Raw genomic sequence first — 12731 nt, 5'->3', positions numbered from 1 at the left:
GATGGGCCCCATGAGCGCTGCTGACGAGATCCTCGACATCGTCGACGAGAACGACCGGGTGGTCGGACGGTTCCCGCGCGGGCACGTGTACGCCGAGGGGCTGCGTCACCGCTGCGTCTTCGTCCGGGCCAGGGACGCCGAGGGCCGCGTCTTCGTCCACCGCCGCACCCCGACCAAGCTGGTCTTCCCCTCGCTGTACGACATGTTCGTCGGCGGGGTGGTCGGCGCGGGCGAGACCTACGACGACGCCGCGCTGCGCGAGGCCGAGGAGGAGCTGGGGGTGAGCGGCCTGCCCCGCCCGGAGTTCGTGTTCAAGTTCCTGTACGACGGCGGAGCGGCCGGGAGCTGGTGGTCGGCCGTGTACGAGGTGCGCTGCGACCTGCCGGTGCACCCCCAGGTGGAGGAGGTGGCCTGGCACGACTTCCTCCCGGAGGAGGAGGTCGAGCGGCGGCTTTCCGTCTGGGAGTGGGTGCCGGACGGCCTGGCGGCCTACGAGCGGCTGAAGGCGCACCGGGCGACCGGCTGAGCGGGGCGGGGCGGGTACGTCTGCGGCGGGCACCGGGAGCCGGGCGGTCGGCGGTCGGCGGTCGGCGGTCGGCGGTCGGCGGTCGGCGGTCGGCGGTCGGCGGGTAGGGTCCTGCGGGTGATCGAGTTCGTACGGAACGTCCGGTTGTGGTTCGCCCCCGAGCAGGTCCGGGAGGAGGGTCACACACCCGACTACCGGTTCTCGCTGGCGAACGAGCGCACGTTCCTCGCCTGGCTGCGCACCGCGCTCGCGCTGATCGGCGGGGGCTTCGCGGTGGACCAGTTCCTGCCGGATCTGCGCTGGGGCTGGCGGGTCGGGCTCGCGCTCGCGCTGCTGGCCGCGGGCGTGCTGTGCTCCCTGCGCGCGGTCAACCACTGGATGCGCTGCGAGCGGGCGATGCGCCGGGGCGAGGACCTGCCCGCGTCCCGCTTTCCGGCGCTGCTGGGCGTGCTGGTCGCGGTGGTGGCGCTGGCGATGGCCGTCATGGTGCTGGTGGGGTGGGAGGGATGAGCGACCGGTCCGGCGACCAGCCCCGGCCGGCGCGTGACCCCGGCCTTCAGCCCGAGCGGACCCGGCTCGCCTGGCGGCGCACCACGCTGGCGAGCACGGTGGCCGCCGTACTCGCCGTGAAGGCGACGCTGCACGGCGGGGTGTCGGTGTCCGGGATCGTCGCCTGCGGGCTGTGCTGCGGCCTGTGGCTGGCCTTCCTGCTGCTCGCGCACCACCGGATCCACGCCCTCTCCGCCTCGGCGAGCCCGGCCGCCCTCGCCCCGCGGCATGCGACCGCCGCGGTCCTGTGCGCGGTGGCGACGGCGGTGTGCGCGGCGGCTCTGGTGGTCGGCTAGGACGGTGTCCGGGGCCCCGCCGGCCTCATCGCTCGCCGTTCTCCGCGCCGTTCTCCGCGCTCTCTTCCGCCCAGTCCACGGTCACCACGATCTTGCCCCGGGTGCGGCCCTGTTCGTTCAGCCGGTAGGCGTCCGCGGCCCGCTCCAGCGGGAAGGTCTCGGAGACGTGCACGGACACCACGCCCTGTTCGGCCAGTTCCGACAACCGGGTGAGGTCCTCGGCGTCGGGCCGCACCCAGAAGTACCGGCCGCCGTACCCGACGACGTCCCCGTCGGCGATCGACGCCAGGCGTCCCTCCGGGGCCAGCAGGTTGGCGGAGACCCTCAGCGTGTCGCCGCCGACCGTGTCGAACACCGCGTCCACGCCCTCGGGGGCCAGCCCGCGCACCCGTTCGTACAGCCCCTCCCCGTAGGTCACGGGCTCGCCGCCCAGCGAGCGTACGAAGTCGTGGTTGGCCTCGCTCGCCGTACCGATCACCCGGGCCCCCAGGTGGCGGGCGAGCTGTACCGCGATGGAGCCGACGCCGCCCGCGGCCGCGTGGACGAGTACGGTCTCGCCCCGCTTCACCCGGAGGGCCTGGGTGAGGACCTGGTAGGCGGTGAGCCCGGTCAGGGGCAGGCCCGCGGCCTCCTCCCAGCTGAGGTTGCGCGGCTTACGGGCCAGGGTGCGCACCGGAGCGCCGACGTACTCGGCGAAGGTGCCGCGGGAGAGGAAGTCCTCGCGGACGTAGCCGATCACCTCGTCGCCGACGGCGTACTCCGCGACGGACACCCCGAGCTGTACGACGACCCCGCAGACGTCCCACCCGGGGATCACCGGGAAGACGGCGTCGAGCATCGGGTCCAGATAGCCCTCGCGGGCCTTCCAGTCGACGGGGTTCACGGCCGCCGCCCGGACCTTCACCAGCACCGAGTCCGGACCGATCTTGGGCTCGCGGACGTCCCCGTACACGAGCGTCTCGGGGCCGCCGTAGCGTGAGTAGCTGATGGCCTTCATGGGTCCGACCCTCCGGGGTAGCCGGGCGCCACGCAAGCCGAATGACCCGATATGCGCAGTTCGCGTGGCAGCCTGTCCGACGTCATCACCCCGCGGCTTCGAAGGTGAGCAGTATGACCACCCTCCATCTCGAGCACTCCGCCCACACCCACACGCACGGCCCGGACTGCGGGCACACCGAGGTGCGGCACGGCGACCACGTCGACTACGTCCACGACGGACACCTGCACCGGGAGCACGGCGGCCACTGGGACGAGTGCGAGCCGGGCGGGCATGTGACCCACGCCGGACACGAGCACCGGCACGGCGAGGACTGCGGGCACGCGCGCGTGCGGCACGGCGACCACGTGGACTACCTGCACGACGGGCACCGGCACGCCGAGCACGACGACCACTGGGACGACCACTGACGCGTCCGGAGGACGACGGCCGGGACGGGCCGAGAACCGCTCTTCGAGGGCTCCCCGGGTACTGCCCGGGGAGCCCTCGTCCTATCGTGGCCCCGATCACGTTGGGCGCGACCACTGGACGGCATACCGACCGGTCGGCATCATAGTGCTCATGCTGATTCCCCGTCCCGTCCGCAGGAGCCGCGCATGAGCCCCGACCACCCGCCCGGACTCGACCTCGACCGCCTGCGCGCCCTGCTCGAGCGCGAGCGTCCCGGTCTGGTCGGCGGCCCCCTCACCGGCCGGCTGATCGAGGGCGGACGGTCGAACCTCACGTACGCGGTCTCCGACGGCGTCGCGCGCTGGGTCGTGCGGCGTCCTCCGCTCGGGCACGTCCTGGCCACCGCGCACGACATGCGGCGCGAGCACCGGGTGATCAGCGCCCTGCACCCGACCAGCGTGCCGGTGCCGCGCCCGGTGCTGCTGTGCGAGGACGAGGAAGTGCTCGGCGCGCCCTTCTACGTCATGGAGTTCGTCGAGGGCACCCCCTACCGCACCGCCGACGAGCTCGCTCCGCTCGGTGAGCGGCGCACCCGGGACGCGGTGCTCTCGCTGGCGGACACGCTGGTCGAGCTGCACGCGGTCGACCCCGCCGCGGTGGGCCTGGCCGACTTCGGCCGGCCCGAGGGCTTCCTCGACCGGCAACTGCGCCGCTGGGGCAAGCAGCTGGACGCCTCCCGCAGCCGCGACCTGCCCGGGATCGACGAGCTGCACGCGACGCTCGGCCGTGGGATGCCGCAGTCCCCCGCCCCGGCGGTCGTGCACGGCGACTACCGGCTCGACAACGTCCTGATCGGGTCCGACGACACGATCCGGGCGATCCTCGACTGGGAGATGTCCACGCTCGGCGATCCGCTGACCGACCTGGGCCTGCTGGTGATGTACAGCGTGCCGCTGACACTGCCGAACTCGCCCATCTCCACGACCGCCTCGGCCCCCGGGCATCCGTCGCCGGCCGAGCTGATCGAGCGCTACGCGGCCCGCTCGGGCCGCGACGTCTCGGCGGTCTCCTGGTACACGGCGTTCGCCTGGTTCAAGCTCGCCGTGATCCTGGAGGGCATCCACTACCGGTACACGCTGGGCCAGACGGTCGGGCGCGGCTTCGACCGCATCGGGGAGCTCGTCCCCGTCTTCATCGAGCACGGACTGACCACCCTCCAGGAAGGCTGACCCGCATGGACTTCGCGTTCGACGCACGCACCGAGGAGCTCCGCGCCAAGCTGCTCGCCTTCATGGACGAGTACGTGTACCCGGCCGAGCCCGTCGCCGAGGAGCAGCGCGCGCTGCTCGCCTCGCCGTGGGACACCCCCGCCGTCGTCGAGGAGCTGAAGGAGCAGGCCCGCAGCCAGGGCCTGTGGAACCTGTTCCTCCCCGACGCCGAGCACGGCGCCGGTCTGACGAACCTCCAGTACGCGCCGCTGGCCGAGATCACCGGCCGCTCCCCGCAGCTGGCGCCGACGGCGCTGAACTGCGCCGCCCCGGACACCGGGAACATGGAGGTGCTCGCCCAGTTCGGTGACGAGCGCCAGCGGAAGCAGTGGCTGGAGCCGCTGCTGGCCGGGGAGATCCGCTCGGCGTTCGCGATGACCGAGCCGGAGGTGGCCTCCTCCGACGCCACCAACATCACCACCCTGATCGAGCGGGACGGCGACGACTACGTCATCACCGGTCGCAAGTGGTACATCTCCGGGGCGATGAACCCGGACTGCAAGATCTTCATCGTGATGGGCAAGACGGACCCGGACGGCGCCGACCCGCGCCGTCAGCAGTCCATGGTCCTGGTGCCGCGCGACACGCCGGGCGTCACCGTCCGGCGCGCCATGAAGGTGTTCGGCTACGAGGACCACTCCCACGGCGGCCACGCCGAGGTGGTCTTCGACCGGGCACGGGTGCCGGTGACGAACCTGATCGGCGAGGAGGGCGGCGGCTTCGCCATCGCCCAGGCCCGGCTCGGCCCGGGCCGCATCCACCACTGCATGCGGCTGATCGGCATGGCGGAGCGGGCGATCGAGCTGATGTGCCGCCGGGCGGTCTCCCGCGACGCGTTCGGCAAGGCGCTGGCCCAGCAGGGCGTGGTCCACAACTGGATCGCGGACGCGCGCGTGACGGTCGAGTCGCTGCGGCTGCTGGTCCTCAAGACGGCGTGGATGATGGACACGGTCGGCAACCGGGGCGCCCACACGGAGATCCAGGCCATCAAGATCGCGACGCCGCGTGCGGTCGTCGACATCCTCGACCGCGCGATCCAGCTGCACGGCGCGGGCGGCGTCAGCCAGGACTTCCCCCTGGCCGAGCTGTACGCCGGCGCCCGCACCCTGATGATCGCCGACGGCCCGGACGAGGTCCACCAGCGGTCGCTGGCGCGACGGGAACTGAAGAAGTACCTCTAGGCATCCAGGCACAGGTAAGGGGCGGTCGCCAATGGCGACCGCCCCTTACCTGTCCGGCCCGCACGCTCACCGGCCCACACGCTCAGGGCCGCACGTTCAGGGCCGCAGGGCCCTCAGCAGCAGGTCCGCGAGATGATCGGCGACCTCCTGCGGCCCCATCGAACCGTCCGGGCGGTACCAGGTCGACAGGTGGTGGACGGAGCCGAAGTGGTAGTCCACGACCAGGTCGGCCGGGGTCGCCCTGGAGAAGACACCGGCCTGCTGGCCCTCCTCCACCAGGGCGCGGAAGCGCTCGTGGTAGCGCCGGCGCTCGGCCCGCACCTGCTTGTTCTTCTCGGGGCTCAGATGGTGCATCGAACGGAAGAAGATCGACGCGTCGTCGAGGTTCTCGATCGTCGTGACGACGACGTCCGCCGCCGCGCCGCGCAGCCGCTTCTCGATCGGCTCGTCCGCGTTCGCGAAGGTGTCCAGACGCTCCTGCTGCACGCGCAGCACGCGCGCGTACACCTCGTGCAGAAGGTCGTCCTTGGAGCCGAAGTAGTGGTACAGCGCGCCTTTGGTGACGCCTGCCGCCTCGACGATCTCCTGCACCGAGGTGCGGTCGTAGCCCTGCTCGGCGAAGAGCCGGGTGGCGGCGGCGAGGAGCCGCTGCGGAACAGGAGCCTCCGCACCGTCCGTCGTTCTGGGCACTGCCGCCACCTGCCTTCCTCGATCCGGTATCGGCGAGCCCCGACGGCTGTCGCACCGCTGTGTACCCGCCGACCTGCTGCTGATTGTCACCGACTGCCCTGTGGACGGGAACGAAGCTCCCTACGGAGGATCTTGCCACTCGCCGTCTTGGGCAGGTCGGGCAGGATCTCCACCTGGCGCGGATACTTGTACGCCGCCAGCCTGTCCTTGCAGTAGGCCGCGAGCGTATCGGCATCCGCGTCGGCGCCGGGACGCAGGCTGATGTAGGCCTTGACGGTCTCCCCCCGGTAGCCGTCCGGCACCCCGACGACGGCCGCCTCGCGCACCGCCGGGTGCGTGTACAGCACGTCCTCGACCTCGCGCGGCCACACCTTGAAGCCGGACGCGTTGATCATGTCCTTCTTGCGGTCGACGACGTAGAGCCAGCCCTGTTCGTCCATGAAGCCGATGTCGCCGGTGCGCAGCTCGCCGCCGGGGAAGGTCTCGGCGGTGGCCTCGGGCCGCCGCCAGTACCCGGGGACCACCTGCGGGCCCCGTACGACGATCTCGCCCTGTTCGCCGAAAGGCACCTCCACGCCCTGGTCGTCGACGATCCGGACGACCGTGTCGGGCCCGGGCACGCCGACCGCGAGGGTCCCGGAGGCCGGGTCGACCGGCGCCTCGAGCTGGGGCGGCACGGAGGCGCAGGGCGCGGTGCACTCGGTGAGCCCGTAGCCGTTGCGGATGTACGGCCCGAAGCCCGCCCGGAACTTCTCCACCAGGGCCGGTGGCACCGGCGCGCCGCCGGACGAGATGTTCACGAAGGACGCGAAGTGGTCGCGGGTGACGCCGGGATGCGCGGCCAGCGCCATGAAGGCGGTGGACGGGCCCACCGTGTAGTGCGGCTTGTGCTCGGCGAACGCCTCCAGCACCACGCCCGCCTCGAAGCGGTAGGTCAGGACAAGCGTCCCCGCGCTGTTCAGGCAGGCGCCGAGCTGGCAGACCATGCCGGTGATGTGGAACAGCGGCGCGAGCGCGTAGTAGACGGGCGCCTCGGGCAGGCGCAGTCCGGTGCGTTGCCGCTCGGCGTTGACCATGATGTTGCGGTGGGTGTTGGTGGCGCCCTTGGGTGCGCCGCTCGTCCCCGAGGTGTAGCTGATCAGGGCGATGTCGGCGGGCGCGGCCTCGCGGCCCTCGGGGGCCTTGTGGCCGGCGCGCGCGACGGCGGTGAGGTCGTCGGCGTCCGACGCCCGCGGGAGCCGTTCGAAGGCCAGCACGCGCGCGTCGCCGCGGGTCTGGAAGTCCAGCTCGCACCCGGTGAGCACGATCCGCACCGGCGAGTCGGCGGCCGTCTCCCGCAGATACGTCTCCCAGGCCCGGTCGGAGCAGATCAGCGCGGCCACCTCGCCGTCCCGAAGGACGTGGGCGACCTCCCCCGACTTGTACATCGGGTTGACGGGTACGAGCGTCGCGCCCGCCTTCCAGGCGCCGAGCAGGGCGAGGACGAAGGAGGGGGAGTTCTGCAGCAGGACGGCGACCCGGTCGCCGGGCTCCAGGCCGCGGGCGGCGAGGTGGCCGGCCACGGAGTCGCTGAGCTCGTCCACCTCGCGGTAGCTGAGCCGCCCGTCGAAGTAGGCGAGGCAGGTGCGTTCGGGGGCCTCGGCGACGGACCTGCGGAAGGCGTGCACGAGGGAGTCGGCGGGGTCGATCGGGGCGCGCTGGGCCTCGTCGAGGAGGGCCACCCAGGGCTTGGCCGCGTAGCGGGAGGCGGGCGCGGTCATTCGGCGGTCTCCCACTTCTGCTGGAGGTGGTTCATGTTGGTCAGCCAGCGGTCGGGATCCCCGGCCCGCACCTGGTAGTACCCGGCGACCTCGGGGTGCGGCAGGATCAGGAAACGGTCCTCCGCGATGCCCTTGAACAGGGCGTCCGCCACGTCCTGCGGCTCGATCGCGGTCGGCTTGAGCACCAGGTCGCCCGCGCTGCCGGTGGCGTCCAGCATGTCGGTGCGGACGCCCTGGGGACAGATCGCGTGGACCTTGATCCCGCGGTGGCGGTAGGTCAGCGACAGCCACTCGGCGAAGGCGTACGCGCCGTGCTTGGTCACGCTGTAGGGGGCGGCGCCGATCATCGTGAGCAGCCCGGCGGCGGACACGGTCGAGACGAACCGGCCCCGGCCGCGCTCCAGCCAGTCCGGGAGCAGGGCGTGGGCCGCCCGGACATGCGCCATGACGTTGACGTCCCAGGCGAGCGCCCAGACGGCCTCCTCGGCCGACTCCGAGCCGCCCGAGGCGACCCCGGCGTTGGCGCAGTACACGTCGACGGTGCCGCCGAGCGCCTCCCGGGCTCGGTCGACGATCTCGGAAGCGTCGCCGGGGACCGCGATCCCGCCGATCTCGTCGGCGACGGCGTGCGCCCGGTCCGCGTCCAGGTCGTTGACGACGACGCGGGCCCCCTCGGCGGCGAAGCGGCGGGCCAGCGCGGCCCCGATACCGCCTCCCGCTCCGGTCACGACCACTCCGGCATCCTGCACGGCTTCCACCATCGGTCTCCTTCGACGCGACTGCGGCACGAATCGGCTCTACCGTCAGACTAACCAGTCGGTATGTTGCGGCGGAAGGGGCTCCCCCGATCGGCTCGGACCCGTTCCGCCGGTGGGACGGGATTGCCTCTTGTACGGATGAGCCGTGACGTATGGCCAATTGCCCCTGTTCGCAGGACGATGCGCGCACCCGGCGCACCGCTTCGAAAGACGAGGGGGCTGTCATGGCCGATCCGGCGATGAGCGTGACTCCCTACTGGGAACTGACCTTCGACGCCGACGGGGACGTCGACGGCGGACAGCGGGACCGGCTGCTGACCGGCGTGAAGCGCGGCGGTGTCCGTGACCTGGTCGTCTTCTCGCACGGCTGGAACAGCGACCGCTCCGGCGCGACCCGGCTCTACAGCCGCTTCCTCGCCCCGATCCCCGCCCTCGCCCCGGCCGCCCGCATCGGATACGTCGGCGTGGTGTGGCCGTCGATGCGGTTCTCGGACGAGCCGATCCCCGACCTCCCGCGCTCCACGGCCGCCGCTCGGACCCGGCCCCCGACCCTCGACGGGGAGACCCGGCACGCGCTCCTGGAGACGTTCCCCGGCCGGGCGACGGTGGTCGACCGGATCGCACGGCTGCTGGAACAGCGACCGCCCGAGGAGGCCGAACTGGAGGAGTTCGGCCGGCTGGTGCGGCTGCTGGTGGACGTGGTGCCGCCGGGACCACAGGCTCTGTTCGGGGCGGACACGCTGGCGGAGGGTGTGCCGCAGGACGAGCCGGAGATGTTCGCCTGCCCGACGGCGGTGGCCTGCGAGGAGTTCGCGCGGGCCCTGTCCGGCCTCGATTCCGCACCGGGGGACGGGGAGTTCGCGCTGCCCAACCCCTGGGACGGGGCGCACGAGCTGCTGCGGCAGGCGACGTACTACACGATGAAGCGGCGCGCCGGGACGGTCGGCGAGCGTGGACTCGGGCCGTTCGTCGGACGGTTGGCGGCGGTGGCGCCGGCCGTGCGGGTGCATCTGGTGGGACACAGCTTCGGCGGGCGACTGGTGTCGTTCGCGCTGCGGGGGCTGCCGGACGGGGTGCGCACGGTGAAGTCGGTGACGCTGCTCCAAGGGGCCTTCTCGCACTACGCGTTCGCTTCGCGCGGGGTGCTCCAGGGACAGCAGAACCGGATCGACGGCCCCCTGGTGTGCTGTTACTCGCGGTTCGACCAGGCCCTGAGCACGATGTACCCGCTGGCCTCGCGGATGGCGGGCGACGCGCGCGGGCTCGTCGGGGAGGCGCTGGGCGTCCAGTGGGGCGCGCTGGGACACGACGGGGTGCAAGCCGTGCCGGGCACGCACGCGTGCATGCTCGCCGACGCGCTGGCCGGGCCGCTGCCGACGTCGGGGTGCGTGAACGTCGACGCCGCGTCGGTGGTCCGGCGCGGCGGGGCGCCGGCCGGGGCGCACAGTGACATCGTGCACCCCGAGCTGGCGCGGCTGGTGCTGGCGGCGGGCCGGATCCGCTAGGGACGCGACCCGCCGCCGTGGGGACTACCGGTGGGACGTGAACTCCACCACCTGCTGGAAGGTGGGCCGGTTCTGCCAGCTGATGTTGCCGTGCTTGATGCCGCCCAGAGTGCGCTGGACGATCGAGTCGGCGCACCACTGGTTGCCCGCCGCGCACAGGGTGTCGCCGGGGTAGACCTGGGCCGCGGTCTTGCCGGCCGCCGTCTTCAGGGTGCTGATGAGGATGTCCCGGCAGCTGCCGACGGTGCCGCTGCCGCAGTACTTCTGGGGCAGCGCGCCCTGCACCGATTCGCCGAGCACGGCCCGGATGTCCTTGTCGACATAGCTCCACCAGCCGTACTGGAAGGAGCTTCCGGCGTGCGCCCCGGTCGGGCCGTGGGCGGCCGAAGGGGTCTCGTCGATCGGCAGGTTGGCGGTGAACGCCGTGTACAGGCCGGTGCCGAGGCCGGGTTCGAACTCGGCCTTCACCAGCAGGGGCCACCAGGCGTCCAGGATGCGGATCGCGTCGGCGTCGGCGTACGTCTTGGAACCGGCCGTCGTCTCCGTCCGTTTGCCCCCGGCCGTCAGCCAGGCCTGGAGCTTGGTCACCGCGGCGGCGGCCGCGGTGTCGGTGACCGTGGAGCTGTTGATCACCTTCAGCAGGTCGGGCAGGACGTCCTCGGCGCGCAGGTCGGCGAGCGCCGCGTCCGCCATCGCCTTCGTCAGCGAGGCACGGGTGACACCGCCGGCCGCGACCAGCTTCTTCACCCGGTCCTCCAGCAGGTTGCCGCGGTGCACGGACCCGTCGCCCCAGGAGGCCGTCGCGTAGTCCTTGGCCTGCTTGTTGTTCCAGGAGATGTAGTAGTCCTGGTCGATGGAGTTGGGGTGGGCCGAGGCCGGCGTGTACGCGGCCGTGTTGGTGGCCGGCACCCAGCTCTTCCAGTCGTACGCCGACTGGGCCCACACCGGGAACTCGGCGTCGACGCCGCTCGCCCGCACCGGGTTGTCGCCGCTGTTGTAGTACGCGGTGTGCGTGGAGTCGGCGTAGAACCAGTTGAAGGTGTAGTTGATGTGCTGCACCGCGCTCTGGAAGGTCTGGGGGCTCTTGACGTAGTCCGGGTCGTTCAGCATCTGGAAGCCGATGATCGAGTCGGCCTCGTGCATGAAGGAGGAGCGCAGGGTCGTGTAGGCGACCTTCTTGCCGCCCACGGTCGCCCGGTACTCCACGGGACCGTACTTGGTGCGGTACACGCGCATCGTGTACGAACCGGCGGCCGTCCCGTCGGCGGTGGTGGGCTTCCAGGCGTTCTTCTGCTCCACCACGTCCATGGCCGTGCAGACGCCGTGGAACAGGTAGTGGTAGTCGTCCTGGCAGAGTTCGACCGCGTAGGTGTCGATGATGTCCTGGCCGGAGGTCGTGGCGCTCCACGCGTAGTCCTGGCCGCGGCCGAGTTCGACGTACATGCTCAGGCCCGCGAAGGAGGCGCCGCGGGCGCTGATGCCCGGACCCTGGATCTCCTGGAGCATGAGCAGCTGCGGGGCGAAGTAGCCGGTCTGCGGGCCGAAGACGGCGATCGGGTGACCGCTCGCGGTGGCCTGGCCGCTGACGACGAGGGCGTTGGACATGCCACGCCGGGCCGAGCTGAGGGCGGTCGCGGTCGCCGTGGCGGAGGTGGCGGTGGCCGAGGCGTCGCCCCCGGTGCCCGTAGCGTCGTGGACCAGCGGTTCCGAGGTCACCGAGCCGGTGTCGGGCAGCGCCTCGCCCTGCGGGCTCGCGGGCTTGGTGGCGTACGGGAAACTCTGGCCGTCGTGGACGGTGAGGACGGCCTCGGGGTCGTTGCGCTCGCGGAACGCCTCCCAGACCTGGGTGCCCTGCTCCACGCCGTACTTCTCCTGCGCGGCGAGCAGCGACACGGCGTTGTTGACCTCGCCGCCGCCGCCCGAACCGAAGAGCGCGCCGATGACCGAGGCCAGTGCCACCAGGTCGGTGATCTTGAAGTGGTCGATGGTGCCCGCGTTGGTGACTGAGTCCTTGTGCCCGGTCAGTACGTACTCACCGGGGAAGTAGCGGCCGCTGTCGGAGGCGTCGATGTAGGAGTTGATGCCGGCCAGGTAGGCGTTCGCGTCGGCGAGGGCCTGCTGGCCCCGGGTGCCGTTGCCGGCCACGGCATTGTCGATCTGGGCCTGGAGGTCTGCCTCGGTGTACGGAGCGTTGCGCCAGAACTGCTGTTCAAGCCCCTGGTTGGAGGGGTCGCCGCCGGCGAAGGCGGTGAGCTGGCCACGGCCGACGTGCCGGAAGACGTCCATGAGCCACAGCCGGTCCTGGGCCGCCGCATACCCGGCGCCGAACTCGGTGCCGTATCTGGTGGTACCGGTGATGTGCGGTACGCCCGTCTTCTTGTCGCGGACGATCGTGACGTCGGTGCGGCCCGCGGGGTTCAGGGTGGAGGCGACTTGACCGGAGGCGACACCGAACGACGCGTCGTTGAAGAAGGTGTTGATCGTGGCGTTGGTGAGGGTGGAGTAGCCCTTGGCCAGGTTGGCGTAGGGGCCGAGCTGGTCCTCGGCGTGCTCGGGCTGGGTGCCGAAAGCCTGGTTGAGGAGGACCTGCGCGAGGGTGGCGTTGCCGTTCTCGCCGGGCGGCAGGATGTCGGAACACTGTCCGCCGCAGTAGTCGTTCGCCGCCGTGACCTCGGCCGCTGCCGCCACTTGGGTAATCGGCGACAAAAGACCGGCAATCAAAGCGCATACGGAGGCTGTCTTCAGGAACCCGGGGAATCTGCCGGGAGTTCTCAGTTTGTCGAGAGTGAAGCGGGGGGTTCGCCGTGGCAT

General features: G+C 71.7%; 12 protein-coding genes. 7 read left to right on the top strand and 5 right to left on the bottom strand.

Annotated elements, in window-relative coordinates:
• The first annotated feature begins 10 nt into the window (after nucleotides 1-10).
• The 3 genes from OG440_RS29900 to OG440_RS29890 all read left to right on the top strand — a co-directional run bounded on the left by OG440_RS29900 (nucleotide 11) and on the right by OG440_RS29890 (nucleotide 1371).
• Nucleotides 11-526 (top strand): NUDIX hydrolase, encoded by a 516-nt coding sequence (locus tag OG440_RS29900; protein WP_406009877.1) that lies wholly within the window; start codon nucleotides 11-13, stop codon nucleotides 524-526.
• A 117-nt stretch (nucleotides 527-643) separates the two neighbouring features.
• Nucleotides 644-1036, top strand: coding sequence for a YidH family protein (locus OG440_RS29895; protein WP_406009876.1), 393 nt, complete (start codon nucleotides 644-646; stop codon nucleotides 1034-1036).
• Nucleotides 1033-1371, top strand: coding sequence for a DUF202 domain-containing protein (locus OG440_RS29890; RefSeq protein ID WP_406009875.1), 339 nt, complete (start codon nucleotides 1033-1035; stop codon nucleotides 1369-1371). Before OG440_RS29895 ends, OG440_RS29890 begins: the two co-directional genes overlap by 4 nt.
• Before the next feature lie 25 nt (nucleotides 1372-1396).
• Here the strand turns inward: OG440_RS29890 and OG440_RS29885 are convergent, their stop codons facing one another.
• Nucleotides 1397-2368, bottom strand: a complete 972-nt coding sequence (locus OG440_RS29885; RefSeq protein WP_406009874.1) for an NADP-dependent oxidoreductase — start codon at nucleotides 2366-2368, stop codon at nucleotides 1397-1399.
• A gap of 113 nt (nucleotides 2369-2481) precedes the next feature.
• Between OG440_RS29885 and OG440_RS29880 the strand changes: the two genes are divergently transcribed.
• From OG440_RS29880 to OG440_RS29870, 3 genes are all read left to right on the top strand, one after another.
• Nucleotides 2482-2778: a hypothetical protein gene (locus OG440_RS29880; protein ID WP_406009873.1), complete on the top strand. Its 297-nt coding sequence runs from the start codon at nucleotides 2482-2484 to the stop codon at nucleotides 2776-2778.
• A gap of 186 nt (nucleotides 2779-2964) precedes the next feature.
• Nucleotides 2965-3987, top strand: coding sequence for a phosphotransferase family protein (locus tag OG440_RS29875; RefSeq protein ID WP_406009872.1), 1023 nt, complete (start codon nucleotides 2965-2967; stop codon nucleotides 3985-3987).
• 5 nt (nucleotides 3988-3992) lie between these two features.
• Nucleotides 3993-5207, top strand: a complete 1215-nt coding sequence (locus OG440_RS29870; protein WP_406009871.1) for an acyl-CoA dehydrogenase family protein — start codon at nucleotides 3993-3995, stop codon at nucleotides 5205-5207.
• Nucleotides 5208-5303: 96 nt separating this feature from the next.
• On the opposite strand, the gene OG440_RS29865 is transcribed toward OG440_RS29870, so the two are convergent.
• The 3 genes from OG440_RS29865 to OG440_RS29855 all read right to left on the bottom strand — a co-directional run bounded on the left by OG440_RS29865 (nucleotide 5304) and on the right by OG440_RS29855 (nucleotide 8418).
• Nucleotides 5304-5897, bottom strand: a complete 594-nt coding sequence (locus OG440_RS29865; RefSeq protein WP_406009870.1) for a TetR/AcrR family transcriptional regulator — start codon at nucleotides 5895-5897, stop codon at nucleotides 5304-5306.
• An 86-nt stretch (nucleotides 5898-5983) separates the two neighbouring features.
• Nucleotides 5984-7657 carry a class I adenylate-forming enzyme family protein gene (locus tag OG440_RS29860; RefSeq protein ID WP_406009869.1) on the bottom strand — a complete coding sequence of 558 codons (1674 nt, stop codon included), beginning with the start codon at nucleotides 7655-7657 and terminating at the stop codon, nucleotides 5984-5986.
• Nucleotides 7654-8418 carry an SDR family oxidoreductase gene (locus tag OG440_RS29855; protein ID WP_406009868.1) on the bottom strand — a complete coding sequence of 255 codons (765 nt, stop codon included), beginning with the start codon at nucleotides 8416-8418 and terminating at the stop codon, nucleotides 7654-7656. Before OG440_RS29855 ends, OG440_RS29860 begins: the two co-directional genes overlap by 4 nt.
• A gap of 221 nt (nucleotides 8419-8639) precedes the next feature.
• Here OG440_RS29855 and OG440_RS29850 point away from each other — a divergent pair, with 221 nt between their 5' ends.
• Complete coding sequence (locus tag OG440_RS29850) at nucleotides 8640-9920, top strand: serine-threonine protein kinase (protein WP_406009867.1); 1281 nt, start codon at nucleotides 8640-8642, stop codon at nucleotides 9918-9920.
• A gap of 24 nt (nucleotides 9921-9944) precedes the next feature.
• Here the strand turns inward: OG440_RS29850 and OG440_RS29845 are convergent, their stop codons facing one another.
• Complete coding sequence (locus OG440_RS29845; RefSeq protein ID WP_406009866.1) at nucleotides 9945-12731, bottom strand: penicillin acylase family protein; 2787 nt, start codon at nucleotides 12729-12731, stop codon at nucleotides 9945-9947.

Source organism: Streptomyces sp. NBC_00637, from assembly GCF_045161545.1.
In the GTDB taxonomy this organism is placed as follows: Bacteria; Actinomycetota; Actinomycetes; order Streptomycetales; family Streptomycetaceae; genus Streptomyces.
The sequence above is the reverse complement of the archived record's forward strand: the minus strand, read 5'-3'. Positions and strand labels throughout refer to the sequence as shown.